At 69.3% G+C, this 26,138-nt stretch carries 23 protein-coding genes; 15 read left to right on the top strand and 8 right to left on the bottom strand.

Annotated features, from left to right (window positions below; all coding sequences use genetic code 11):
- Positions 1–56 precede the first annotated feature (56 nt).
- From ACFOES_RS14170 to ACFOES_RS14140, 7 genes are all read right to left on the bottom strand, one after another.
- Entirely contained in the window at positions 57–947 is an 891-nt protein-coding gene (locus ACFOES_RS14170) for a LysR family transcriptional regulator (RefSeq protein ID WP_377833958.1), read from the bottom strand.
- 3 nt (positions 948–950) lie between these two features.
- Entirely contained in the window at positions 951–2,321 is a 1,371-nt protein-coding gene (locus ACFOES_RS14165; RefSeq protein ID WP_377833957.1) for a dipeptidase, read from the bottom strand.
- Positions 2,322–2,477: 156 nt separating this feature from the next.
- Positions 2,478–2,873 carry a VOC family protein gene (locus tag ACFOES_RS14160; RefSeq protein WP_377833956.1) on the bottom strand — a complete coding sequence of 132 codons (396 nt, stop codon included), beginning with the start codon at positions 2,871–2,873 and terminating at the stop codon, positions 2,478–2,480.
- A gap of 65 nt (positions 2,874–2,938) precedes the next feature.
- On the bottom strand, positions 2,939–3,673 hold the full coding sequence (locus ACFOES_RS14155; protein ID WP_377833955.1) for a hypothetical protein: 735 nt from the start codon (positions 3,671–3,673) through the stop codon (positions 2,939–2,941).
- Positions 3,670–6,129, bottom strand: a complete 2,460-nt coding sequence (locus ACFOES_RS14150) for a Lon protease family protein (protein WP_377833954.1) — start codon at positions 6,127–6,129, stop codon at positions 3,670–3,672. Before ACFOES_RS14150 ends, ACFOES_RS14155 begins: the two co-directional genes overlap by 4 nt.
- A gap of 427 nt (positions 6,130–6,556) precedes the next feature.
- Positions 6,557–8,524, bottom strand: coding sequence for an acetoacetate--CoA ligase (locus ACFOES_RS14145; protein ID WP_377833953.1), 1,968 nt, complete (start codon positions 8,522–8,524; stop codon positions 6,557–6,559).
- Positions 8,525–8,611: 87 nt separating this feature from the next.
- Positions 8,612–9,079 (bottom strand): Lrp/AsnC family transcriptional regulator, encoded by a 468-nt coding sequence (locus ACFOES_RS14140; protein WP_377833952.1) that lies wholly within the window; start codon positions 9,077–9,079, stop codon positions 8,612–8,614.
- Positions 9,080–9,226: 147 nt separating this feature from the next.
- Here ACFOES_RS14140 and ACFOES_RS14135 point away from each other — a divergent pair, with 147 nt between their 5' ends.
- Positions 9,227–10,273, top strand: a complete 1,047-nt coding sequence (locus ACFOES_RS14135; protein WP_377833951.1) for a Glu/Leu/Phe/Val family dehydrogenase — start codon at positions 9,227–9,229, stop codon at positions 10,271–10,273.
- A 43-nt stretch (positions 10,274–10,316) separates the two neighbouring features.
- On the opposite strand, the gene ACFOES_RS14130 is transcribed toward ACFOES_RS14135, so the two are convergent.
- On the bottom strand, positions 10,317–10,628 hold the full coding sequence (locus ACFOES_RS14130; RefSeq protein WP_377833950.1) for an NIPSNAP family protein: 312 nt from the start codon (positions 10,626–10,628) through the stop codon (positions 10,317–10,319).
- 213 nt (positions 10,629–10,841) lie between these two features.
- Here ACFOES_RS14130 and ACFOES_RS14125 point away from each other — a divergent pair, with 213 nt between their 5' ends.
- The 14 genes from ACFOES_RS14125 (at position 10,842) to ACFOES_RS14060 (ending at position 26,138) form a co-directional block, all read left to right on the top strand.
- Positions 10,842–11,534 (top strand): TetR/AcrR family transcriptional regulator, encoded by a 693-nt coding sequence (locus ACFOES_RS14125; protein ID WP_377833949.1) that lies wholly within the window; start codon positions 10,842–10,844, stop codon positions 11,532–11,534.
- Positions 11,535–11,751: 217 nt separating this feature from the next.
- Positions 11,752–13,074, top strand: a complete 1,323-nt coding sequence (locus ACFOES_RS14120; protein WP_377833948.1) for an extracellular solute-binding protein — start codon at positions 11,752–11,754, stop codon at positions 13,072–13,074.
- Between the two features lie 99 nt (positions 13,075–13,173).
- Positions 13,174–14,088, top strand: a complete 915-nt coding sequence (locus tag ACFOES_RS14115; protein ID WP_377833947.1) for a carbohydrate ABC transporter permease — start codon at positions 13,174–13,176, stop codon at positions 14,086–14,088.
- 1 nt (position 14,089) lies between these two features.
- The gene (locus ACFOES_RS14110; RefSeq protein WP_377833946.1) at positions 14,090–15,061 is read left to right on the top strand and encodes a carbohydrate ABC transporter permease; all 972 of its coding nucleotides are present in this window, start codon (positions 14,090–14,092) and stop codon (positions 15,059–15,061) included.
- 15 nt (positions 15,062–15,076) lie between these two features.
- Positions 15,077–16,177 carry an ABC transporter ATP-binding protein gene (locus tag ACFOES_RS14105; protein WP_377833945.1) on the top strand — a complete coding sequence of 367 codons (1,101 nt, stop codon included), beginning with the start codon at positions 15,077–15,079 and terminating at the stop codon, positions 16,175–16,177.
- 10 nt (positions 16,178–16,187) lie between these two features.
- Positions 16,188–17,069 carry an FAD binding domain-containing protein gene (locus ACFOES_RS14100; protein WP_377833944.1) on the top strand — a complete coding sequence of 294 codons (882 nt, stop codon included), beginning with the start codon at positions 16,188–16,190 and terminating at the stop codon, positions 17,067–17,069.
- A complete protein-coding gene (locus tag ACFOES_RS14095; protein ID WP_377833943.1) occupies positions 17,066–17,557 on the top strand; it encodes a (2Fe-2S)-binding protein in 492 nt (163 codons plus the stop codon). The genes ACFOES_RS14100 and ACFOES_RS14095 overlap by 4 nt, the downstream gene beginning before the upstream one ends.
- Positions 17,554–19,917 (top strand): xanthine dehydrogenase family protein molybdopterin-binding subunit, encoded by a 2,364-nt coding sequence (locus ACFOES_RS14090; RefSeq protein WP_377833942.1) that lies wholly within the window; start codon positions 17,554–17,556, stop codon positions 19,915–19,917. Before ACFOES_RS14095 ends, ACFOES_RS14090 begins: the two co-directional genes overlap by 4 nt.
- Positions 19,918–19,930: 13 nt before the next feature.
- The gene (locus ACFOES_RS14085; RefSeq protein ID WP_377833941.1) at positions 19,931–20,827 is read left to right on the top strand and encodes an NAD(P)-dependent oxidoreductase; all 897 of its coding nucleotides are present in this window, start codon (positions 19,931–19,933) and stop codon (positions 20,825–20,827) included.
- Positions 20,827–21,426 carry a CoxG family protein gene (locus ACFOES_RS14080; RefSeq protein WP_377833940.1) on the top strand — a complete coding sequence of 200 codons (600 nt, stop codon included), beginning with the start codon at positions 20,827–20,829 and terminating at the stop codon, positions 21,424–21,426. Before ACFOES_RS14085 ends, ACFOES_RS14080 begins: the two co-directional genes overlap by 1 nt.
- Positions 21,427–21,431: 5 nt before the next feature.
- Positions 21,432–22,607 carry a M20 aminoacylase family protein gene (locus ACFOES_RS14075; RefSeq protein WP_377833939.1) on the top strand — a complete coding sequence of 392 codons (1,176 nt, stop codon included), beginning with the start codon at positions 21,432–21,434 and terminating at the stop codon, positions 22,605–22,607.
- 189 nt (positions 22,608–22,796) lie between these two features.
- Positions 22,797–23,798 (top strand): Gfo/Idh/MocA family protein, encoded by a 1,002-nt coding sequence (locus tag ACFOES_RS14070; protein WP_377833938.1) that lies wholly within the window; start codon positions 22,797–22,799, stop codon positions 23,796–23,798.
- A 1-nt stretch (position 23,799) separates the two neighbouring features.
- Positions 23,800–25,374: an acyl CoA:acetate/3-ketoacid CoA transferase gene (locus tag ACFOES_RS14065; protein ID WP_377833937.1), complete on the top strand. Its 1,575-nt coding sequence runs from the start codon at positions 23,800–23,802 to the stop codon at positions 25,372–25,374.
- On the top strand, positions 25,371–26,138 hold the full coding sequence (locus tag ACFOES_RS14060) for an enoyl-CoA hydratase/isomerase family protein (RefSeq protein WP_377833936.1): 768 nt from the start codon (positions 25,371–25,373) through the stop codon (positions 26,136–26,138). Before ACFOES_RS14065 ends, ACFOES_RS14060 begins: the two co-directional genes overlap by 4 nt.

The following is a 26,138-nucleotide window of genomic DNA, read 5'->3' as shown; positions in this document are numbered from 1 at the left end:
GGCGCCCAGATTAACCGGCGCGGCGGCAAGTCATTCTTTACGCGGGTTGAAGAATGTCACTCCCGGCGCAGGGCGGCGCGCAGGAACTCGACGAAGGCGAGGGTCTTGGCGTCGGCGCCGAGCCGGTTGGCGGTGACGGCATAGACGTGGCGCCGGGCGAGCTCGTGCCCGGGCAGGACGCATTGCAGCAGCCCTTCGGCCTCGGGCGCGTCGGCGATGAAATCGGGCAGCGAGCCGATGCCCTGCCCGGCGATCAGCAGGTCGCGCAGCACCAGGCTGCTGCCCAGCCGCAGCTTCGGCCGCAGCGGCACCCGCGCCGCGCCTTCCGGACCGGTCAGGGTCCAGCTGTCGGCATCCTCGGAAAGCTGGAAGCTGATCTGGGCATGGCCGGTCAGGTCGTCCGGCGTTTCCGGGGTGCCGTGGCGCTCCAGATAGGCGGGCGAAGCGTAGAGGCGCTGACGCACCGGGGCGATGGCGCGGGCGGTGAGGTTGGAATCGGGCAGCCAGGGCCGGATCCGGATCGACAGGTCGTAGCCGCCCTCGATCATGTCGACGACGCGGTCCTCGAAACTCAGGTCCAGCGCGATCTCCGGGAACTCGGCCATGAAACGCGGCAAGAGCGGGCTCAGCGCCGTGGTGCCGAAGGAATGCGGCACGTTGATCCGCAGGGGGCCGCGCGGGGTGGCGGCACCGGCACGGACGCTGTCCTCCAGCGCCGCGATCTCGGCCAGCACGCGCTGGGCCTCGCTGTAGTAAAGCCGGCCGTGCCCGGTCAGCGACATGCTGCGGGTGGTGCGGCTGAGCAGGGTGCAGCCGAGGCTGTCCTCGAGCAGCTTGACCTCGCGGCTGAGCAGCGCCGGCGAGACGCCCAGATCCTCGGCCGCCCGGGCGAAGCTCTCGCGCTCGACGATCCGGCAGAAGGCGCGCATCACCGACAGCCTGTCCACCGCTCAGGCCCCGCCGAGCTTTTCCAGCAGCTTCGCATAGGCGGTCTGGCCGCGGCGGAAGGCGGAGAGGCGGAAGAACTCGTCCGGCGCGTGCAGGTTCTCGTCGTCATGGGAGAAGCCGAACATCACCGCGTGGACGCCGAGCGTCTCCAGCAGCGTCGTCATCACCGGGATCGAGCCCCCGGCGCGGGTCTGGTAGGGGGCTTTGCCGTAGACCTCTTCCAGCACCTGCGCCGCCGCGGCGGTGGCGTTGTGGCCGGCGGGCACGAGGAAGGGATCGGCGCGGCCGGGCAGGCGGGCCACCTCGACGCTGACGCCGGCCGGGGTATGTGCCTCGACATGGGCCCTGATCCGCTCGAAGATCCGCTCCGGCGACTGGTTGGCGACCAGCCGGCAGGTGATCTTGGCGCTGGCCTTGGAGGGCAGCACGGTCTTGGTGCCCGCCCCCTGCCAGCCGCTGGTCAGCCCGTTGATGTCCAGCGTCGGCCGGGCCCAGAGCCGTTCGCGCGTGGAATAGCCCGGTTCGCCGAACGGCGCCGGGGCGCCGGTCTCGGCCAGGTAGGCGGCCTCGTCATAGGGCACGCGGGCGATGGCGGCGCGGTCGGCGGCGCTCAGCGGCAGGACGTCGTCGTAGAAGCCCTCGACCGCGATCATCCCGTCCAGCGACTTCAGCGAGGCGAGGATGTGCGACAGCGCCTGCGCCGGGTTGGCGATGCCGCCACCATGGAGCCCGGAATGCAGGTCGCCGCGTGGCCCGGTGACGGTGATCTCGAGCGATACCAGCCCCTTCAGCGCCAGCACGATCTGCGGCATGTCCTCGCGCCATTGCAGCCCGTCGGACGAGAAGATCGTGTCGGCCTTGAGCCGCTCGGCATTGGCTTCGACGACAGGCGGCAGGTCGGGCGAGCCGATCTCCTCCTGGCCCTCGAAGAAGAACTTGACGTTGACCGGCAGGGCGCCGGTCTCGGCCAGCAGCGCCTCGGCGGCGAGGATCGGGATGAACATGCCGCCCTTGTCGTCCGAGGCGCCGCGGCCGTAGAGCCGGTCGTCGCGGACCTGCGGCTCGAAGGGCGGCGAGGTCCACAGCTCCAGCGGTTCGGCCGGCTGGACGTCGAAATGGCCGTAGATCAGCACCGTCGGCTTGTCCGCCCCGGCATGGAGCCAGTCGGCATAGACCACCGGGTGCCCGGCCGAGGGGATGACCTCGGCATGTTCCATCCCCGCCTTCGTCAGCCGCGCCGCCACCCAGTCGGCGGCGGCGGCGACGTCGCCCGCGTTCTCGGGCTTGGCCGAGACCGAGGGGATGCGGACGAAGTCCTTGAGTTCGGCGACGAACCGGTCCTGTTCGCGGTCGAGATAATCCTGCCAGCCCATGATGACCCTCGCTGTTCACGCAATGGCGATCCTGCGTTGGATCGGCCGGGGCGGCAAGGGGGAGGCGGAAGGGCAGGCGGCGAAAGGACGCCGGTGGAGAGTCGCCCGATCTGCAGGGCAAACTGCGCGAGGGGGCGTCGAACGCTGGCCTGCAGCCTACAGGTACCGCCCGCCGCGTTGCAGCACCTCGATCTGGTAGCCGTCCGGGTCGGCGATGAAGAAGAACCGCGCGATCACCGCGCCGGCCGGGGCGAATTCGACGATCTGGCGCGGTGCGAGCCCGGCTTCGGTCAGCCGGGCATGCTCGGCGGCGAGATCCTCGACCGACACCGCGAGGTGGCCGTAGCCATCGCCCAGCTCGTAGGGCTCGGCCCGGCCGGCATTGACGGTCAGTTCCAGCTCGAAGGTGCTTTCGTCATTGGCGAGGTAGAGCAGGGTGAAACTCTCGAACGGCAGCCGGTCGACGACCTTGAGGCCGAAGGCCGTTTCGTAGAACGCGACCGAGCGCGCCTCGTCGAGGACGCGGATCATGCTGTGAATTGCCTTGGCCATCGGGGTCTCCTTGTCTGCCGGGCTCGGGCGCAGGTCTGGCAGGCCCGGCGCGGCGGGGCAAGGGCTCAGCCGGCGCCGTTCGGCGGGTTTCCGGCCGGTGCGGCCCCTGTGGCTTCCGGCCGGTCGACCCCCAGCACCAGAACCGGGCAGCGGGCGGCCTCGATCAGGTGGCGCAGCTGTTCCTCGCCATGCAGCGGGCCGGTGCCGAGGTCGAGCACCACGGCGGCGGCATGGCGGCGCGACACCGCGTCGAGCAGCGCCGCCTCGGCGCCGGGGCTGTCCGGGGCCGGGGCATCGAGCGCGACGACATGGCTGTGCAGCGCGGTGGCGACCGTTTCGGCCAGCGCCGGGGCCGCAGAGGCTGCCGGCGGGCTCAGCAGCACGACCGGGCCGAGGCGGCGGTGCAGGGCGCGATGGCCGACGACCAGCAGGTCCCAGCCATGGGCGGCGGCGCAGAGGCTGCTGACCAGCTCGCCGGCGCGGCGCTCGAAGGACCAGTGCAGCGCCCGGGCGGCGGCCAGCCGGGCCAGCCCGGCCTCGAAGGCGCGGGCCTGGGCGGCGACCAGCCGTTGCAGTTCGGGCCGGCTGGGGGCGGGGGCAAGCGTGCCGGCGGCGGTGACGATGCGATAGCCGGGCTGGCCGAGCAGCTCGGCAAGCCGGCGATCCTCGATCATCACCCCGCCCAGGTCAGAGGCCAGCGGCCCGGCGATCCGCTCGGCCAGTTGCAGCGCGCTTTCGGCATCGGCGAAGCTGCCGGCGCCGATCAGGATGCGTTGCCGCTGGCGCGGGGCGCGGGTCATTTCTCCTCTCCCCCTCCATTGCCGCCGTTCTCGCCGGCCTTGCGCATGTAGGCGCGGCGCAGGTCGGCGAAGGCGCGCAGCTGGGCCTCGACCCGCCCGTTGATGCTGTCGGCCGGGAAGGCGCCGTCGGCCCCGCGCGTGCCGGCCGCCCGGCCGGTGAGCAAGGCGATGCCCTGGTCGATGCTCTCGACCGGCAGGATGCGGAACTTGCCGGCCTCGGCGGCTTCGACGATATCGGGCCGGACCATCAGGTGGTCGACATTCGCCTTCGGCATCAGCACGCCCTGAGCGCCAGTCAGGCCGCGCGCGGCGCAGGCGTCGTAGAAGCCCTCGATCTTCTCGTTGATGCCGCCGATCGCCTGCACCTCGCCCAGCTGGTTGACCGAGCCGGTGACGGCGAAGCCTTGCTTGATCGGCACCCCGGACAGGGCCGAGAGCAGGGCGTAGAGCTCGGCCGAGGAGGCGCTGTCGCCGTCCACCCCGCCATAGCTCTGCTCGAAGACCAGGCTGGCATGGAGCGAGAACGGCACGTCGAGCGCATAGGTCGAGGTCAGGTAGCCCGACAGGATCAGCACGCCCTTGGAATGCAAGGGCCCGCCCAGTTCGACCTCGCGCTCGATATCGACCAGCTTGCCCGAGCCCATCCGGGTCCGCGCGGTGATCCGCGACGGCCGGCCGAAGCGGTATTTGCCGAGGCTGATCACCGACAGGCCGTTGACCTGGCCGACCTTCTCGCCCTCGGTGTCGATCAGGATCGTCCGGCGGCCGATCTGTTCCTGCATCCGGTCGCGGATCCGGGCCGAGCGGCGGTCGCTCTCGCGCACGGCGCGGTCGATGTCGGCGGCCTCGATCAGGCCGTTGCCGTTCTGGTCGGCGTAATGGGCGGCCTCGCGCAGCAGGTCGGTCAGGTCGCCCAGATGCAGCGACAGTTTCTTGCTGTCCTCGGCCAGACGCACCGCCTCGTCCAGCAGCCGCGCGACGCCGCCGGCCGACAGGGGACGCAGGCCGTCGCGCCGGGCCTGGGTGGCGACCAGCCGCGCCAGCAGCTCCATGTTCTCGGGGCTGCGGTCGACCTCGTCCTCGAAATCGGCCTGCAGCTTGAACAGGTCGGCGAAATCGGGGTCGAGCAGCGTCAGCAGCATGTGCAGCCGCCGGTCGCCGATCAACACGACGCGGATGTCGAGCGGGATCGGGTCGGGCTGCAGCGAGGTGGTCGAGACCAGGCTGAGCCGCTCGGCCAGTGAGGTGATGGTGATCGAGCGGTGGGTCAGGCAGCGTTTGAGCGCGTCCCAGGCATAGGGTTCGCTCAGCACCCTCCGGGCGTCAAGCACCAGGAAGCCACCATTGGCGCGGTGCAGGGCGCCGGGCTTGATCATGGTGAAATTGGTGATCAGGGTGCCCATCTGCGAGGCATGCTCGATCCGGCCGGTCAGGTGGTCGAGCGTCGGCAGTTCCTCGGCGACCAGCGGCGCGCCCTCGGCGGCATCGCCGTCGCGCGTCACCATGACATTGACGACGTAGCGGTCGAATTGCGGCTCGCGGTGGTATTTGCGGATCGCCTCGGGAAAGGCGCTATTGCCGTTCTGCTGTGGCTTGGCCAGGAACAGTTCGGCATTGGCGATCATGTCCTGGCGCACTTCGGCCAGGTAGCTCTGGATCGACTCGCAATCGTCGAACTCGGGCAGCAGGTCGTCGATATGGGCCGAGACCGCGCGTTCGGCCATGCCCTTGTTCAGTTCCGTGACCTTGCCGCGCAGTTCCTTGTCCAGCTTCGGCGCCTCGCGCAGGATCGCGCCCAGCTCCTCCTGCAGGCGGGCGATCTTTTCGTCGATCTCGGCCTGCTCGTTCTCGGACAGGGTGTTGTAGACGTCCGGCTTGACGATCTGGCCGTCGCGGATCGCGGCCAGCATGAAGCCCATCGGCGTGCGCAGCAGGGCGACGTTCTCGGCCTTGGCCTTGTCGGCGAAATCGGCCATCGCGCTTTCCTGGCGCTGGCCGTATTCCTCGTCCAGCGCGTGGCGCTGGCTCTGGTATTCGTCGGATTCGAACAGCGCCGGGATCTCGGCGGCGAGGTCGTCGACCAGCCCCTGCATCGCCAGTTTCAGCTTCTGCGCCATGCCCGGCGGCAGGCGCAGGGCGCGGGGCCGGTCGGGGGCGTCGAAATTGTTGACATAGGCCCAGTCGTCGGGCACCGGCATGCCCTTGGCGCGCTCCTTGGTGAGCACGTCGACCGCCCAGTGCCGGCCCAGCCCCGAGGGGCCGAGGACGAAGAGGTTGAAGTCGCGATGCGGCATCTCGACGGCGAGGCGGATCGCGTCGACCGCGCGCTCCTGCCCGATCAGGTGGTCGAGCGTCTCCAGCTCCTCGGTCGAGCGGAAGGAGAACTGCGCCGGGTCGCAGGCCGTGCGCAACACCTCGGCGGGCAGTCCCCGCGTTTCGTCGTTCTCGGATACCATCGACACTCTCCCGCGTTCCCTCAGAAGGTTGTGCCCGAGCGCCCCGCCGTCAACATTGATTCCGATCAAGGGGGCGTTGGCAATGGAGGGCGGCAGGGCTTCAAGGCAGGTGTCGGGGCCTGTAGTCCTGGCGGCTCCAGCGGGCTCCGGTTGCCGTGCGTTGATGGCGCGGAATCAAGGCGTAGCCGCCGCGCAGCGCCTGCCCGTCCCGTCGCACCAGAGCTGCGCCGCGTATCGTCGGCACGCCTTTGGCGTGACGGGGAGGCGCTTTGGGGGCCGCGCGCTGACCTTCGGCAGAAAAGGGATATGGCACCATAAAGTGAGCCGATCAGGTGTTGGCGCGCCTCCCCACGGGCAGACGCCGCGCGTCTCGCGTCCCGCTTGGTTGACGTGGCGGCTTCAAGCGGCGCAGCCCCCGGCGCCGCGCCTAGCCCTCCAGCCAGGCCGTGGCGTAGCCGTCATACCAGGGCAGGCTGCCGGGATTGGCCATCGCGTCGGCGGTGGCGACCTTGGCCATCGGGTGGCCCAGCAGCCGCTTCTTGATCGGCACTTCCATCTTCTTGCCGGTCAGGGTGTAGGGAATTTCCGGCGCCATCACGATCCGGTCGGGGACGTGGCGCGGCGACACCCGCGCCTTGAGATCGGCCACGATCCGGGCCTTGAGGGCATCGTCGAGCTCGGCCCCCTCGGCCAGCTTGAGGAACAGGATCATGCAGGACGGCCGGCCGAGATATTCGAGGTCGACGACGAGGCTGTCGGCGACCTCGGCCAGGTCCTCGACCACGCGGTAGATCTCGGCGGTGCCCATGCGGACGCCGTGGCGGTTGATGGTGGCGTCCGAGCGGCCGTAGATGATCGCCGCCCCGTCCTCGGTGATCTTGACCCAGTCGCCGTGGCGCCAGACGCCGGGGAAGGTGTCGAAATAGCTCGAGAACAGCCGTTCGCCGCCCTCGTCGCCCCAGAAGAACAGCGGCATCGACGGCATCGGCGCCGAGCAGACCAGCTCGCCGACCTCGCCGATCACTGGCTTGCCGTCGTCGTCATAGGCCTCGACCTTGGCGCCGAGCGCGCGGCACTGCATCTCGCCCACCCGCACCGGCAGCATCGGGTTGCCGGCCAGGAAGGCGCCGGCGAAATCGGTGCCGCCGGCGATCGGCGCGATCCAGATGTCGGGGCGGACGTTCGCGTAGATCCACTCATAGGCCTCGGGCGACAGCGGCGAGCCGGTCGAGCCCAGCATCCGCAGCCGGCTCAGGTCGGCCTCCTTGTGCGGCGAGACCCCGAGTTTCATGCCGCCGGCATACCACGCCGCGCCGGCGCCGAAGGCGGTGACCCCGGCTTGCTCGATGAAGCGCCACAGCCGGCCGGCATCGGGATAGTTCGGCGCGCCCTCGGCCAGCGCCACGGTCGCGCCCGTCAGCAGCCCGCCGACCTGCGCGTTCCACATGATCCAGCCGGTCGAGGTGAACCAGCAATAGACGTCCTCGGGCCCGACATCGACATGCAGGTTCAGAAGCTTGAGGTTCTCCAGGATGATGCCGCCATGGCCGTGGACGATCGGCTTCGGGCTGCCGGTGGTGCCCGAGGAATAGACCACCCAGAGCGGATGGTCGAAGGGCACCGGCGGCGCCTCGAAGGCGACGTCGTCGCCGATCAGCCCGGCCCAGTCGTGGCGGGCGACCGTGCCGGGCGTCACGCCCTCGGCCGCGTCCAGCGTGATCCAGTGCTCGAGCGTCTCCAGCCCGTCGAGCAGCGCCTGCACCTCGCCGCTGCGGTCATAGTGCTTGCCGTTGAAGGCATAGCCCGAGGCGGTGAAGATCGCCTTCGGCGCGATCTGGCGGAAGCGTTCCAGCACCGTCGGCGCGCCCATGTCCGGGGCGCAGAGCGACCAGATCGCCCCCAGGCTGGCCGTGGCCAGGAAGGCGACGATGGTGTCGGGCGTGTTCGGCAGATAGCCGGTGACGCGGTCACCCTGAGCGATCCCCATCGCCCGCAGCCGGGCGGCAAGGCTGGCGACGCGGGCCTGCAACGCCTCCCAGCTCAAGTCGGTCAGGGTGCCGTCCTCGGCCTGGTGGCGGATGGCGCAGCGGCCGGGGCGGACATGGCGCATCACCTGCGCGGCATAGTTGACCCGGGCGCCGGGGAACCAGACCGCGCCGGGCATCTCGGCCTTGGCCAGCACGGCGCTGTGCGGGCTGGGGGACCGGATGTCGTAATAGTCCCAAAGCGCCTGCCAGAAGGCATCCGGGTCGTTCACCGACCAGTCCCACAGCGCGGCATAGCCGGGGAACGTGCGCCCGCGCGTCTCGCGCAGCCAGTCGATGAACGCCGCCATCTTGCTGTTCGCGGCCAGATCGGCCGGCGGCTGCCAGGCCGCGCTTTGGTCCTTCGCCATGTCGTGAATGTCCTCCCGTCTCCTCCGGGCGGATCATTCAGCGCGCTCCCGGGGCTGTCAACTGCGCCCCCGCCTGCCGGCGCGACGTCAGGTCCCGCCCGGGTGATCCGGCAGCACCTGGCGCTGCAGCATGGTGCGCAGGGCGAAGTTCGAGCGGATGTTGCGGATGCCGGGCACCTGCATCAGCCGGTCCTCGAGGAAATGGTCGAAGGCGGTCAGATCCGCCGCCACCACCCGCAGCAGCACATCGCGCGAGCCGGTCATCAGGTAGCATTCCATCACCTCGGCGAAGGTGCTGACCGCCTTCTCGAAGGCGGTGATGGCGCTGCGGTCCTGCCGCTCCAGCTCGACCGAGACGAAGATCGAGACCGGCAGGCCCAGCTTCACCGGGTCGATCCGGGCGCCGTAGCCGGTGATGACGCCCTCGGCCTCCAGCCGGGCCACCCGCCTTGCGCAGGGGGTGGGAGAGAGGCCGACCCGCTCGGCCAGCTCGGTATTGGCGATGCGCCCGTCGCGCTGAAGCGCGGCGACGATTCTGCGGTCTATGGCGTCCATGGGTATTTTCTCTATTTCAGTCACGGATTTTAGCCAGTCACGCTATATGGGCTGCTTTCATTAGGCAAGTTTGGCGAGTTTGCCTCGCCCGGCCGTGCGAATTTCCCGGCGGGAGGAGCAACGCGCGAATTGCAGGGAGATGCGCAGATGAAAATCACGGAAGTAATGGCGCCGGAGCACGAGACCGTCGTCCGGGTCGAGGAGCCGTCGGTCGGGCTGACCGGCTTTGTCGCGGTCCATTCCACGGCGCTGGGGCCGGCGGCGGGCGGGCTGCGGATGCGGCCCTATGCCGACGAGGCGGCGGCGCTGGAGGACGCGCTGCGGCTGTCGCGCGGCATGAGCTACAAGAACGCGGCGGCCGACCTGCCGCTGGGCGGTGGCAAGTCGGTGATCCTGGGCGACCCGGCCCGGAAGAGCCCCGAGATGCTGGCCGCCTTCGGCCGGGCGATCGACAGCCTCGGCGGCCGCTACTGGACCGCCGAGGACATGGGCATGTCGCCCGAGGACATGGCCGTGGTGGCGGGCGAAACCGCCTATGTCGCCGGCCTTCCCCATGGGGAATATGCCAGCGGCGATCCCTCGCCGATCACCGCGCGCGGGATTTTCTCGGCGATCCGGATCACCGCAAGGCATCGCTTCGGCTCGGACGACCTGACCGGCCGGACCGTGTCGCTGCAAGGATTGGGCCATGTCGGCGTCCATCTGGCGCGGATGCTGCACGAGGCCGGCGCCCGGCTGGTGGTGGCCGATACGGACGCCGCCCGGGTGACGGCGGCGCGCGAGGCCTTCGGCGCCGAGGCGGTGGCGCCCGAGGCGATCCTGGCCGTCGAGGCCGATATCCTCGCTCCCTGCGCCATCGGCGCGATCCTGAACGAGAAGACGATCCCGGAGCTGCGCGTCGCCGCGGTGGCCGGCGGCGCCAACAACCAGCTGGCGACGGCGGCGGACGGGGCCCGGCTGCACGCCCGCGGCATCCTCTATGCCCCGGATTTCGTCGCCAATGCCGGCGGCATCATCAACGTCGCGACCGAGATCCTGCGCATCTCGGACCGCGCCGGCTATGTCGACCAGAAGCTGGCGGCGGTGGAGACGACGCTCGACCGCATCCTGACCCGCGCCGCCGAGGCCGACCTCAGCCCCAACGACATCGCCGAGGCGACGGTGGGCGAGCGGCTGGTGCGGCCGGCGGCCTGACGACGGGCGCGACCGGGTCGCACATCCGGTCGCGCCATGCGCCCTACTTGATCGGCGAGAAGGCCGCCGGGGTCAGGAAGACGCTTTCCTGGTATTCCAGGTAGGGCAGGATCTTGGGCACGAAGCCCTGCCAGTCGGCATCGGCGCCCAGCTTCGCCCGCTGTTCGCAGCGGTGGGCGAAGGAGTCGTAGCCCCAGAGGAAGACGATCGAGTTCAGCGGCCCGCTCTCGGTCGTCCAGCAGCCGACCAGCCGGGCGTATTTGGTGATGATGCCAAGCCCCTCGGCCTCGTAGAGCTTGAGGAATTCCGCCGCCTTGCCGGCGGAGACGCGGTAGGTCCGTTTTTCGAAGATCATGGGGTCTCACTGTCCATTGCGTGCTGTGGAAACACCCTGCGCCGGGCGCGGGGTTGCGGTGGATCGTAGTCACGACGCCGTTACTCGGCAACAGGAAGTCGTCGGATGACGACAAAAATGGCTCGCGCCTTCCCATTGCCTGCCCTATGGTGTCTATTTGCGTGGCCCGGCTGCGGCGGACGAAGCGGGCGGGCCCGGGGAAAGGTGGACGGAATGAAGGCGAAATCGGACGCGTTGCGCGGGTCGAAGAGGGCCGCGGCGGCGGAGAAGGAGCGGGGCGGCACCCCGTCGCGGATGCCGCATGCCGAGCGCCGGGCGCAGATTCTCGCCACCGCCTCGGAGTTCTTCGCCGATTACGGCCTGACCGCCCAGACCCGCCGCCTGGCCGAGGAATGCGGCATCTCGCAGCGCCTGCTCTACCGTTTCTTCCCGACCAAGGAGGACCTGCTGGCCGAGGTCTATCGCGAGGAGATCCTGGGGGCCTTCAAGGGTGTCTGGTTCGCCGAGCTGGGCGATCGCAGCCGCAGCGTGGAAGAGCGCCTGACGGTCTTCTACACCGATTACCTGCGCAACACGCTCAGCCGCAAGTGGTTGAGATTGTTCATGTATGCCTCGCTGTCGGAATCCGCGATGGCGCCGGACTACATTTCGAGCATCATCACCCAGCTGCTCGAGCTGATCATGTCCGAGGCCGCGCATGAGCGCGGCGTGATCCTGCCCGACGACAAGCCGGCGCTGCACGAGATGGGCTGGACCCTGCATGGCGCGATCTCGCACTACGCCATCCGCCGCCATCTCTACCGCGCCAGCCATACCCTGCCGGAGGAGCGGGTGGTCGAGATGCATGTGCGCATGTTCCTGGCCGGATTCGACGCCATGCTCGCCCCCTACATCGCTGCCGACTGAGCTCCTGCCGCTGCGGACTGTGCTCAGGCGGTGGGCGTCCGGGCCGCCATCCTGCTTGGGATTTCAGCGTTTCTGCGCATTTGCCGCATGTAACAAGTCGTCAGTTGACGACAAATAAACTCGCCGTTACCGTCGCACTGTCAGCGGTCTTGTCCGCCGGGCGGGGCTGCCCGGCAAAAACAGAAGACAGGATCGACCAACGGAGAGGATAATCGGGATGTCGAACGGCAAATATCACCTCGGGCGGCGCGACTTCCTGCGCGGCTCGGCCGCGGCGGGCGCGCTTTCGCTGGTGCCGGCACGGATGGCCCTGGCGCAAAGCGGTGCGATCAACATGCAGACCTGGTCGGCCGCGGTCGACACGGTGCAGAGCCACCTGAGCGCCTTCACCAAGGAGACCGGGATTCCGGTCAACTACGGCAACGCGCCCTGGGCCCAGTATCGCGAGGGCATGGTGGCGAAATTCGTCGGCGGCGCGCCGCTCGACATGATGTGGGTCTCGGATTCCTGGCTGCCGGAATGGGCCGAGGCCGGCTGGATCGCCCCGGTCGACGGGTTCGACTCGCTGATGAAATACAATGCCGAGGCCGAGAAGTTCTGCACCGACTCGATGACCTATAACGGGCGTCAGTACGGCCTGACCTACTACACCGACTTCATGGCCTTCCTCTATGACGAGGAGAAGGTGAAGGCCGCCGGCTTCGACGCCCCGCCCAGCACCTGGGAAGAGGTCGTCGAGCAGTCGCTGGCGATGAAGGAGAAGGGCATCTCGGACTACCCGATGATGCTGGCGATGGCGCAGGAAAGCTGGCTGATCGAGTTCATGTCGGCGCTGGTCTACTCGCATGGCGGCCGCTTCACCGACGAGGGCGGCAAGGCGATCATGCAGAACGCAGACGGCGGCGCGGTCGAGGCGCTGCAATGGGTCGTCGACGCGGTCAGCAAGCACAAGATCGTCTCGCCCGGCTGCGTCGAGACCGGCGAGCTGTCGGGCCTCAAGGCCTTCGCCTCGGGCAACCACGCCTTCGCCATGGTCGCCAAGTACCGGCTGCGGATGCTGAACGATCCGGCCCAGTCGCAGATCGCCGGCAACGTCAAGCAGGCGCTGATGCCGAAGGGGCCGAAGGGCGATCATGCCACCGTCGGCTGGATGCGCTTCCACGGCATGTCGGCCCAGGCTGCCAAGGACAAGCAGCGCGCCGAGAACACCGCCAAGCTGATCGAGTGGTTCGGCGGCAAGGCGGACGGCGCATACAAGTTCCAGAAGCTCTTGTTCCTCGACATCGGCGCGGGCTTCGGCGTCAAGCCGCTGTTCGACGATCCCGAGATCCAGGCCGCCTACGGCAAGTACGGCGATGTCGAGATCATCAAGGCGCAGCAGGCGCTGGCGCAGAAGAAGGACGTCGTCACGCCCTGGTTCGGCGAATGGAACGAGACCAACGGCGCCGCCTGGCAGTCGGCGATCCTCGGCAATGCGGATGTTTCCGCCGCTCTCGGCAAGGCGGCGGAAACCTGGGACGAGCTGAAAGACAGCTACTAAGTCCCGAGTGCCGGCGCGGACGCTCCCTCCGCGCCGGCATTTCCTTTTTCGCCCCGAGCGGGCTGGGCATTCTGGAAGGCGGGAACATCCTTGGCGTATATGGCAGGCACGACCGGGCCGCACCGGCGCACCTTGTGGCAACGGTTCGGATACGAGGAACGCAGCGCGCTGCTGCTGATCGCGCCGGTGATGACGGTGCTGATGGCGGTCGCCGTCTTCCCGGTGCTCTATTCCTTCTATCTCAGCTTCTTCCGGATCAAGCTGACCCGGCCCAACCGGCAGCCCTTCGTCTGGTTCGACAATTACACCGACCTGTTGACCAATGACCTGTTCTGGACCTCGGTCCTGCGCACGGTGGTCTTCGCCGTGGTCTCGGTTTCGGCGATCGCGGTGATCGCGCTGCTGGTGTCATTGCTGCTGAACCAGAACTTCCGCGGCCGGCGCATCCTCAGCACCATCATCCTGGTGCCCTGGGCGATCCCGTATGTCGCCAACGCGCTGATGTGGAAATGGATCTACGATTCCGGCTACGGCGCGCTGAACGGGCTGCTCTACCAGCTCGACTTCATCGACAAGTACATGATCTGGCTCGGCGACCAGGACAAGACGCTGATGCTGATCGCCAATGCCTTCGTCTGGAAGGAGGTGCCGCTGGCCACCATCCTGCTGCTGGTGACGCTGAAATCGATCCCGGCCGACCTCTACCAGGCCGCGCGGGTCGACGGCGCCACTGTCTGGCAACGCTTCGTCCATGTCACGCTGCCGTCGATGAAGCCCGGCTTCCTGCTGGTGATGATCTACGAGACGATGATGGCGATCCGCCATTTCGACCTGTTCTTCATCCTCACCGAGGGCGGACCCGGCGACGCCAGCCACGTGCTGTCCTGGCATATCTATGTCGAGACCTTCCGCAGCCTGTCCTTCGGCTCGGGCGCGGCGATGTCCTACGTGCTGGCGCTGGTCACCTTCGCCTTGTCCTACCTCTTCATCCGCACCCTGGGACGGAAGGTCTGAGATGTCCGATCAAGCATTCCCCGCTCCGCCGTCCGCACCCGCCGTCGACTACCGCCGGCGCCAGATCATGGGCCGGCTGGCCCAGCGGCTGGTGATCTTCGTCAGCGCGATCGTGCTGGCGATCTACGTGCTGGCGCCGGTCTCCTGGCTGGTCTCCTCGGCCTTCCAGACCGAGGCCGAGATCGTCTCGGTCCCGCCGCACTGGATCCCCGACAAGCCGACGCTGCACAATTTCGACGCCATCTTCGGCGCGACCGGGGACAAGGAAGTCACCTACGAGACCCGCAGCGGCACCGACCCGGCGGCGGGGGGCTTCATCCCCTCGACCGCCAAGGACCTGCCCAAGGCGATGTGGAACAGCGTGCTGGTGGCGACGCTGGTGGTGATCCTCAACCTGCTGGTCGGGGTGCCGGCGGCCTATGCCATGGCCAAGATCCGGTTCTGGGGCCGCGATGCCTCGGTCTACTTCATCCTCATCACCCGGGTGATCCCCGATATCGCGCTGGTGGTGCCGTTCTTCCTGGTGATCCGCAAGCTGGGCCTGCTCGACACGATCTCCTCGCTGGTCATCACCTATCTCGCCGTCACCGTGCCCTTCACCGTCTTCATCCTGGTGCAGTATTTCGAGGGCCTGCCGGACGAGCTCGACAAGGCGGCCCGCGTCGACGGCTGCTCGCGCTTCCAGGCGCTGATCCGGGTGTTCCTGCCGTTGTCGCTGCCGTCGCTGGTGGCGGTGGTGCTGTTCACCTTCCTGACCAGCTGGAACGAGTTCCTGCTGGCGCTGATGTTCACCCAGACCTCGGCCTCGCAGACGTTGCCGATCCTGTTGGCGGCCTTCACCTCGGACTTCACGGTCAGCTTCTCGTTCCTGAACGCGGCCGGGGTGCTGGCGATCGTGCCGCCGGTGATCGTCGCCATCGTCTTCGAACGCTACATCGTTTCCGGCCTGACCGCCGGCGCCGTCAAAGGCTGACAAAGGAGAAGCCCCTTGGCCCGCATCCGTTTCGAGAACGTCAACAAGAAATACAGCAACGGGTTCCACGCGGTGAAGGACCTGAACCTGGACATCCAGCACAAGGAATTCATCGTCCTGCTGGGCCCGTCGGGCTGCGGCAAGTCGACGACGCTGAACATGATCGCCGGGCTGGAAGAGGTCAGCGACGGCGCGCTGATGTTCGACGACCAGATGGTCAACTACATGCCGCCGCACAAGCGCGACGTGGCGATGGTGTTCCAGAGCTACGCGCTCTACCCGCACAAGACGGTGTTCGACAACATCGCCTTCGGCCTGCACATGCGCAAGCAGCCCAAGCCCGAGATCGAGCGCCGGGTGCGCGACGCCGCCCGGCGGCTCGAGATCGAGCACCTGCTCGACCGCCGGCCGGGGCAATTGTCGGGCGGCCAGCGCCAGCGGGTGGCGCTGGGCCGGGCGATGGTGCGCGATCCGGCGGTGTTCCTGATGGACGAGCCGCTGTCGAACCTCGACGCCGCGCTGCGGATCTCGATGCGGGCCGAGATCAAGCAGCTGCACCAGGCGATGCAGACCACCTTCGTCTACGTCACCCACGACCAGGCCGAAGCGCTGACCCTGGCCGACCGCATCGTGGTGATGCGCGACGGCGTGGTGCAGCAGATCGGCACCCCCGACGACATCTACGAGCGGCCCGCCAACACCTTCGTCGCCTCCTTCCTCGGCAGCCCGCCGATCAACTATATCGACGGCGAAATCGAGGTCTCCGGCCCGGCCGAGGCACTGTTCCGCCACCGCGAGGGGATGCTGCGCCTGCCCGAGGAGACGGCGCGGAAGGTGGCCGCCGCCGGGCGCCGCTCGGTCCGGCTGGGCATCCGCGCCGAGGATGTCAGCGAGCTTGGCGAGGGCTCCGAGGGCCAGGTGCTGCACGGCACGGTCAATTCGGTGCTGCCGGTCGGCTCGGACCAGTATCTCGGCATGCAGCTGGGCGGCGACGAGCTGTTCTTCCGCGTCGGCAAGGACCTGCGGCACCGCAACGGCGACAACGTCTCGCTGACAGTCGACCTCAACCGGCTGCACCTGTTCGACGCCGAGACCGGCGCCTCGCTGGTCGCCTGAGGCGGGACGCATGAAACCAGCCCCCTTTAGCTATCACCGGCCGGCCACGCTCGACGCGGCGCTCGGCCTGCTTGACCAGTACCGCGCGGAGGCCAAGCCGCTGGCGGGCGGCCAGAGCCTCGGGCCGATGCTGAACATGCGGCTGGCGCGGCCGGCCCATGTCGTCGATCTCAACGACCTGATCGAGCTCGACTACATCCGCCGCGACGGCGCCATGCTCGAGATCGGCGCGCTGACCCGCCATCACCGGCTGGCCCATGCGCCCGAGATCGCGGCGACGCTGCCGCTGCTCGGCCATGCCGCGCGCTCGATCGGCCATTACGCGATCCGCCAGCGCGGCACGCTGGGCGGCAGCGTCGTCCATGCCGATCCGGCGGCGCAACTACCGCTGGTGGCGGTGACAACCGGCGCCGAGGTGGTGATCCGCTCGGTCCGGGGGCAGCGGGTCTTGCCGGCCTCCGGGTTCCTGCAATCGATCATGACCGTCGACCTGGCCGCGGACGAGATGGTGACGGCGCTGCGCTTCCCCGTTCCCCCGGCCGGTGCCGGCTGGGGCTTCGAGCTGTTCAGCCGCCGCCACGGCGACTTCGCCATCGCCAGCGTCGCCGCCATGCTGGTGCTGGACGGCGGCGGCCGGATCGACCGGCTGCAACTGGGGATCGGCGGCGTCGGCGCGGTGCCGCTGCGGCTGCCCGAGATCGAGCGCTCGGTGCCCGGCACGCGGCCCGACCGCAACTGGGTCTGCGCCACCGCCGAGGCCGTCGCCCGGGCCGTCGCGCCCGAGGACGATCCGCTGATCCCGGCCGAGTTCCGGCGCGAGCTGGTGCGGTCGCTGGCCGCCGACGCGCTGGCCGCGGCCTTCACTTCGGCAAAGACGGCGGTGGCGGCATGAGCGACGGCAAGATCGCGGTCAGCCTGACCGTCAACGGCACCACGCACGAGCTTCGCGTCCGGCCGCAGCGGCTGCTGTCGGACGTGCTGCGCGAGGACCTCTTGCTCACCGGCACCCATGTCGGCTGCGAACACGGCGTCTGCGGCGCCTGCACGGTGATGATCGACGGTGCCCCGGCGCGCTCCTGCCTGACCTACGCGGTGCAGATGGAGGGCCACGAGGTCACCACCATCGAGGCGGTCGGGCAGGGCCCCGAGCTGTCGCCGCTGCAACAGGCGCTGCACGAGGAGCACGGGCTGCAATGCGGCTTCTGCACCCCGGGCATCCTGGTCACCTTCGAGGCCTATCTGAAGGAGAACCCGGACCCGACCGAGGCCGAGGTCCGCGACGTGCTGTCGGGCAACCTGTGCCGCTGCACCGGCTACCAGAACATCGTCGCCGCCATCCTCAAGGCCGCGGCCGCGATGCGCGGGGAGGGGGCGGCATGAGCGAGAGCTTCACCCATATCGGCCGGCCGCTGCCGCGCAAGGAGGACCGCCGGCTGCTGACCGGCCGCGGTCGCTACCTCGACGACATCGTGGTGGCGGGGGCGCTGCATGTCTGCTTCGTCCGCTCGCCGCATGCCCATGCCCGGATCGTCTCGATCGATACCGAGGCGGCGCGCGCGCTGCCCGGCGTCACCGGTGTCTATACCGGCCGCGATCTGGCGGAATGGACGACAAACCTGCGCCTGGCGCCGCCGATCGAGGGGCTGCAGCCGGTCGAGATGACGACGTTGCCGGTCGACACGGTGCGCTTCCATGGCGACCTTGTCGCCTGTGTCGTGGCCGAGGACCGTTATGTCGCCGAGGACGCCGCCGAACTGGTCGAGGTCGAGTATGACGTTTTGCCCGCCGTCGCCGACACTGCCTCGGCGCTGGCCGAGGGCGCGCCCTTGGTCGACGACGATCTGAGCTCGAACCTCGTCTCGCAGCAGAGCTTCAGCGCCGGCGACGTTGCCCGGCGGCGGCAGGAAGCGCATCGCGTGGTCGAGGCGCGGTTCAACCTGCACCGACATACCCATGTGCCGCTGGAAACCCGCGGCTGCCTTGCCGACTGGGACGCCGGCCGCGAACATCTGACGATGCAGATCGGCAACCAGGTGCCGCATCCGCTGCGCAGCCAGCTGGCCGCGCGGCTGCGGCTGGCCGAGAGCCAGGTGACGGTGATCAGCCCCGATGTCGGCGGCGGATTCGGCCAGAAGATCGCGCTCTACCGCGAGGAACTGACCGTCGCCGCCCTATCGCGCCATCTCTGCCGCCCGGTGCGCTGGCGCGAGGACCGGATGGAGAACCTGACCGCCGCCAGCCATGCCCGCGAATACCATTGCGCGACGCGGGCCTCGGTGGATGCCGACGGCCGCATCCTCGGGCTGGAGCTCGACCTGACCGAGGATTTCGGCGCCTATTGCTTCTACCCCGCCAACTACATGGCGCGGGTGGTGGCGATGATCCTGACCGGGCCCTACCGGATCGCCGATTACGCCTTCGAGGTGAAGGTCGCCCTGACCAACAAATGCGGCAACGGCCCGATGCGGGCGCCGATGGCGATTACCAGCTGGGTGATGGATGGCACCATCGAGGCCGTCGCCCGCGAGCTGGGCCTCGACCCGCTCGACGTCCGCCGGGTCAACGCCCTGACGCAGGCCGACCTGCCCCACACCATGCCGACCGGCGAGGTGCTGGCCGACATCACCCCGCTGGAGACGCTGGAAGGCGCGGCGGCGGCGATGGATGTCGCGGATTTCCGCGCCCGGCAGGAAGAGGCGCGCGCCAAGGGCCGCTATCTCGGCCTCGGCATCTCCACCGTGGTCGAATCGACCACCTACGGTTCGGGCTTCTACAAGGCCGCCGGCATTCCCGGCTCGGGCCACGAGGCCGCCTGGGTGCGGATCGAGCCGAGCGGGGCGGTCAACGCCTCGGTCGGGCTGATGGGCACCGGCCAGGGCTACGAGTCGCCGCTGTCGCAGGCGGTGGCCGACGGGCTCGGCGTGACGCCCGAGGACGTGCGGCTGCACATGGGCCATACCGACATCGCGCCCTACGGCATGGGCAGCCGCGGCGGCCGCGGGGCGACGGCGGGGGGCGGCACGCTCTACCTCTGCGCCCGGAAGGCGCAGGAGAAGGTGCTGGCCATCGCCGCCGGCATGCTCAACCTCAACGACCCGCAGGGCCTGCGGCTGAGGAACGGCCGGGTCGAGCGTCAGCTGGAAGGCGTCTGGCAGGCGACTGGCCTCACGCTTCCGGACGTCGCCCGCCGCGCCTATCTCGACCCGACGGCGCTGCCCGAGGGGATGACGCCGGGGCTCGACGTCTCGCTGGCCTACGACCCGCCGCCGATGACCTATTCCAACGCCACCCATGCCTGCGAGGTCGAGGTGGACGTTGCCACCGGCCGGGTGCGGATCGACCGCTATGTCGTCGCCGAGGATTGCGGCACCGTGCTCAACCCGGTGGTGGTGCGCGGCCAGCAGCAGGGCGCGGTGGCGATGGGGCTGAGCGGCGCGCTGCTGGAGCAGGTGGTCTATGACGAGACCGGGCAGAACCTGACCGCGACGCTGGCCGATTACATGGTGGCGACCGCCTGCGAGCTGCCGAACCTCGAGATCGTCGCCATGAACACGCCCAACCGGACCACCCCGGCGGGCATCAAGGGGATGTCGGAAGGCGGGGTGATGGGGGCGATCGGCGTCATCGCCAGCGCCGTCAGCGACGCGCTTTCGCCCTTCGGCGTGGTGGTCGAGCAGATGCCGATCAGCCCGCAATCCCTGCGCGCCGCCCTGCGCGGCAAGACACCGAACACCAAGTAAAGGACAGCGACCAATGACCGCCAAGAGCACCATCGGCTTCATCGGCCTCGGCATCATGGGGCGGCACATGGCCGGCCACATCCTCGCCGCCGGCTACCCGCTGCAGGTCTACAACCGCACCGCCGCCAAGGCCGCGCCGCTGGTCGAGCAGGGCGCCGTGCTGGCCGAGAACCCGGGCGCGCTGGCCGCCGCCTGCGACGTCGTCATCACCATCGTCGGCTACCCGGCAGATGTCGAAGAGGTCTATTTCGGCGACAATGGCATCATCGCCAACGCCAGGCCGGGCACCGTGTTGGTCGACATGACCACGTCCAGCCCCGAGCTGGCCCAGCGCATCGCCGCGGCGGCGGCCGGGAAGGGGCTGGCCGCGCTCGACGCGCCGGTCTCGGGCGGCGATATCGGCGCGCGCGACGGCAAGCTGGCGATCATGGTCGGCGGTGCGGCCGAGACCTTCGACAGCGTGCTGCCGGTCTTCGAGACGATGGGCGCGCGGATCGCGCTGATGGGCCCGGCCGGCGCCGGCCAGCACACCAAGATGGCGAACCAGATCGCCATCGCCTCGACCATGCTCGCGGTCTCGGAAAGCCTGTCCTATGCCGAGGCGGCGGGGCTGGATCCGGCCAAGGTGATCGAGGTCGTCGGCACCGGCGCGGCGGCGTCGTTCCTGCTCAATGGCCTCGGCCCGAAGATCGCCGCGCGCGATTACGCGCCGGGCTTCTTCGTCCACCATTTCGTCAAGGACATGTCGATCGCGCTATCCGAGGCCGAGCGCATGGGGCTCGACCTGCCGGGCCTGGCGCTGGCCCGCAGCCTGTACCAGAAGCTGGTCGACGGCGGCTACGGCGAGGAAGGCACCCAGGCGCTGTTCCGCGTCTATTGCGGGCTGACCGCGACGGGGGAGGCGGCCTGATGCGCTTCGAGGGCGACTACCTGGTTCCGGCCGCGCCCGAAAAGGTCTGGGAAGGGCTCAACGACCCCGAGGTGCTGCGTCGCTCGATCCCCGGCTGCAGCGCGATGGAGCGCACCGGCGACAACGAGTTCACCGCCTCGGTGACGGCGCGGGTCGGGCCGGTTTCGGCGACCTTCAAGGGCAAGGTCGAGCTGGCGGACCTCGATCCGCCCACCTCCTACACCCTGCGCGGCCGTGGCCAGGGCGGCCCGGCCGGCTTCGCCAAGGGCGCGGCGCGGATCACGCTGGCGCCCGAGGGCAGCGGCACCCGGCTGCGCTACGAGGCCGATGTCGATATCGGCGGCAAGCTGGCCAGCGTCGGCGGCCGGCTGATCCAGGGCGTGGCGCGCAAGACGGCGGACGATTTCTTCGCCGGCTTCGCCAAGGTGCTGACCGGCGAGGCGCCGGCAGCGGCGGCTCCGGCTGGGGCTGCTCCGACCGCGGGCGCAGCCCGGGTGGCCATTGCCGCTCACGGCGGGCATATTCCCCTCATCGACCGGGTGGCCTGGCTGATCTCCGGCTTCGCCCTCGGTCTCCTCGCGGCCTATTGTTTCGGGTGACCAACATGCAGATCGACGACGCCATCCTCGCCATGCAATCGCAACTGATCGGGTGGCGGCACGATCTGCACGCCCATCCCGAAACCGCCTTCCAGGAACACCGCACCGCCGCCTTCATCGCCCGCGAGATGAAGGCGATGGGGCTGGAGGTGCACGAGGGGCTGGGCGGTGGCACCGGCGTTGTCGGCGTGTTGCGCAACGGCGCGGGGCGGTCGGTCGGGCTGCGCGCCGATATCGACGCGCTCGACGTCACCGAGACGACCGGGCTCGACTACGCTTCGCAGATCCCCGGCAAGATGCATGCCTGCGGCCATGACGGTCACACCACGATGCTGCTGGGCGCCGCCCGCCACATGGCGGCCAACCCGCCGGGCGACGGCACCGTGGTCTTCATCTTCCAGCCGGCCGAGGAGAACGAGGGCGGCGCGCGGGTGATGGTCGAGGAGGGGCTGTTCGAGCGTTTCCCGGTCGACCAGGTTTTCGGGCTGCACAACTGGCCCGGCCTGCCGGCGGGGCAATTCGCCCTGCGCGACGGCCCGGTGATGGCGGCGCTCGACACGTTCGAGCTGCGCCTGACCGGCAAGGGCGCCCACGCCGCCATGCCGCATCAGGGCATCGACCCGATCACCGTGGCGGCACAGGTCCAGACCGCCTGGCAGAACATCGTCAGCCGCTCGGTCGAGCCGACCGACGCCGCCGTCATCAGCATCACCCAGATCCATGCCGGCGACACGCTGAACGTCATCCCCGAGCAGTTGGTGATCCGCGGCACCGTCCGGACCCTGCGGCCCGAGACCCGCGACCTCTGCGAGGCCGAGATGGGCCACCGCGCCGAACATATCGCCGCCGCCTATCACGCCAGCGCCGCCTTCGACTACCAGCGCCGCTACCCGGCGACGATCAACACCGCTGCCGCCACCGCGCTGGCCCGCTCGGCCGCCGAGGCCGTCGCCGGCGCGGGCACGGTCGAGGGCGGCCTGACCCCGAGCATGGCGGCCGAGGATTTCGCCTTCATGCTCGAGCAGAAGCCGGGCAGCTATATCTGGCTGGGCAATGGCAGCGCCGAGGGCGGGCGCAACCTGCACAGCCCGAACTATGTCTTCAACGACGAGATCCTGCCGGTCGGCGTGCAGTATTACTGCGAAGTCGCCAGGCGCGCGCTGCGCGGCGACAACGGCTGACCTCCCGAGGCATCACGGACAAGTGAGAGCGCCGGGCTTGTGCCCGGCGTTGTGCGTTGCCCTATTGGGCGGGCTCGGGCCCGTCGCGACAAAACTTCCCAGAAATCACGCCGAATGCAGGTATTGACCTATTTGGAATGTTCCAATAGTAGATTTGGAACGATCTAAACTGAGATTCGGGAGGGGTACATGAACTGGGGCCTGATAGGCGCAAGCACCATTGCGGCACAGCACATGATTGCGGCCTTCCGCTCGGTCTCCGCGGGGCAGGTGAGCTGGGTCGTCAGCGGCTCGGCCGATCATGCCGCCGGTTACGCGGCCGAGCACGGCATCGCCAGTCACGGCACCGATCTTGAGGCGATGCTGGCCGATCCGGCCATCGACAGCGTCTACATTTCCTCGACCAACGAGAAGCACAGGGCGCAGGCGCTGGCCGCCATCGCCGCCGGCAAGCACGTGCTGTGCGAGAAACCCCTCGCCATGACCGTCGCCGATGCCCGCGAGATGGTGCAGGCGGCCGAGGCGGCGGGGGTCACCTTCGCCACCAACCACCACCTGCGCAATGCCGGCAGCCATCTGGCGATCCGCGACCTGATCGCCTCGGGTCGTATCGGCCGGGTGCTGTCGCTGCGCGTCCATCACGCCGTCTACCTGCCGCCCCACCTGCAGGGCTGGCGCATCAACGACGCGGCGGCCGGCGGCGGGGTGATCCCCGACATCACCGTCCACGACGCCGACACCGTGCGCTTCCACCTCGGCGAGGATCCGGCCGAAGTCACCGCCATCGCCGGCGCCTCGGGGCTGGGCGAGGGGGTCGAGGATTCGGTGATGTCGGTCTGGACCATGCCCTCCGGCGCGATGGTCTTCGCCCATGAGAGCTTCACCCACCGCTTCGCCGGCTCCGGCATCGAGGCCCACGGCACCGAGGGCTCGATCTTCGCCCGCGGGGTGATGACCCAGCGCCCGCTGGGCGAGGTCGAGCTGGTCACCGGGGCCGGGCGCGAAGCGGTGCCGTTCGACGCCCACGATCTCTACGCCCGCGGCGTCGCCCGGTTCGTTGCCGCCGCCGCCGGGCAGGGCCGTCCGGCCGCCGATGGCTGGGACGGGGTCAAGTCGCTCGCCGTCGCCGATGCGGTGCGCACGGCCGCGGCCGAGGGCCGCCGTGTCGCCGTGAATTACGAAGGGGCCTGAGATGGTGTCGAAACTCGTCACTCCGGCCGAGGCCGTCGCCCGCATCGAGGACGGCGCGGTCGTCACCGTGTCCTCCTCCTCGGGCCTCGGCTGCCCCGACAAGGTGCTGGAGGCGCTGGGCGACCGCTTCGCGGCCGAGGGCCATCCGCGCGGGCTGACCACGCTGCACCCGATCGCGGCCGGCGACATGTACGGCATCAAGGGCATCGACCACATCGCCCGCGACGGGCTGCTCGAGACGGTCATCGCCGGCTCCTACCCCTCGGGCCCGTCGAGCCTGCCGATGCCCGAAATCTGGAAGATGGTCGTCGAGGACCGGGTCGCCGCCTACAACGTGCCCTCGGGCATCCTGTTCGACATGCATCGCGACGTCGCCGCGCGCCGGCCGGGGGTGTTCACCAAGGTCGGGCTCGAGACCTTCGTCGATCCGGTCCGCGAGGGCTGCGCGATGAACGACCGCGCCGCCGCCCGGCCCATCGTCCGCCGGCAGGAGCTCGACGGCGACACCTGGCTGCATTTCCCCAACATCGTGCCCGATGTCTGCATCCTGCGCGCCACCACCGCCGACGAGCGCGGCAACCTGACCTACGAGCACGAGGGCGCCTATCTCGGCGGGCTCGACCAGGCCATCGCCACCCGCAATCATGGCGGGCTGGTCATCGCCCAGGTCAAGCGCGTCACCGCCGCCGGATCGCTGCGGCCGCATGACGTGCGGGTGCCGGGCCATCTCGTCGACCTGATCGTCCTCGACCCCGAGCAGAAGCAGACCACCGAGACGCTCTACGATCCCGCGATCTCGGGCGAAATCCTGCGGCCCTGGGACAGCTTCAGCCTCGCCGAGCATTCGGTCGAGAAGGTCATCGCCCGCCGCGCCGCGATGGAACTGCGCGACGGCCAGTCGGCCAACCTCGGCTTCGGCATCTCGGCCATCGTCCCGCGCGTGCTGCTCGAGGAAGGCCACGGCCAGGCCGTCACCTGGGCCATCGAGCAGGGGGCGGTGGGCGGCATGCCCTTGACCGGTTTCGCCTTCGGCTGCGCCTCCAACGCCGACGCCTTCATGCCGTCGCCGAACCAGTTCACCTATTTCCAGGGCGGCGGCTTCGACGTTTCGTTCCTGTCCTTCCTCGAGGTCGATACCGAGGGCAACGTCAATGTCTCGAAGCTGGGCAAGAAACCCTATCTCACGGCCGGCTGCGGCGGCTTCGTCGACATCACCGCCCATGCGCGCAAGATCGTCTTCTCGGGCTGGTTCGAGGCCGGGGCGCAGATCGCGCTGAGCGCGGACGGTCTGCGGGTCGAGAAGCCGGGCAAGTTCACCAAGATGGTCGCGCAGGTCGAACACGTCACCTTCTCGGGCGCGCGGGCGCTGGCGACCGGGCAGGACGTCCTCTACGTCACCGAGCGTTGCGTGATGCGGCTGACGGAGAACGGCCTCGTCGCCACCGAGATCATGCCCGGCATCGACCCCGAGCGCGACATCGTCGCCGCCTCCGAAGGCCGGGTGACGGTCGCGCCCGATGCCAGGACGATGCCGCTGGCGCTGCTGTCGCCCGAACCGATGGCATTGACGCTATGAGCCAGCTGCACCTCCATCTCAACGGCCCGCTGGCCGAGTTGCGGCTCGACAACCCGGCCAAGATGAACGCCTTCACGGTGGCGATGCTGCGCCAGCTCGAGGGGCATTGCGACCTGATCGACAACCGGCCGGAAGTCCGCGCCGTGCTGGTCACCGCCGAGGGGCCCAAGGCCTTCTGCACCGGCGCCGATATCGGCGCCTGGGGCGGGCTCAGCCCGGCGGAGTTTTCGCGCCACTGGGTCCGTGACGGCCACCGCATCTTCGACCGGCTGGCGCGGCTGTCCAAGCCGACCATCGCCGTGCTGCAGGGCCACGCCTTCGGCGGCGGGCTCGAACTGGCGGCGGCCTGCGACCTGCGGGTGATGGCGCCGAAGGCGACGCTGGCGCTGCCCGAGGCCGGGGTCGGCATCGTGCCGGGCTGGTCGGGCACCCAGCGGCTGGCGCGGCTGATCCCCGAGCCGGTGCTGAAGGAGATGGCCCTGTTCGGCCGTCGCATCGGGGCCGAGCGCGCCCACGCGCTGGGCTTCGTCGCCGAGGTCTCGGAAACCCCGCGCGAGGTGGCCGAAGAGATCGCGGCACGGCTGGCCAAGACCAGCCCGCGCGCCACCGAGGTGGCCAAATACATGATCCATGCCGCGGTCGGCGAGGACCGCGGGGCGATGGTCGAGGCGCTGGGCAGCGGCATGATCGCCGCCAGCGACGACCGTGCCGAGGGCGTCGCCGCCTTCCTGGAAAAACGCAAACCCGAATTCCCCGGAACCTGA

Origin of the sequence: Acidimangrovimonas pyrenivorans (assembly GCF_042643245.1) — a bacterium.
GTDB lineage: Bacteria > Pseudomonadota > Alphaproteobacteria > Rhodobacterales > Rhodobacteraceae > Acidimangrovimonas > Acidimangrovimonas pyrenivorans.
The sequence above is the reverse complement of the archived record's forward strand: the minus strand, read 5'-3'. Positions and strand labels throughout refer to the sequence as shown.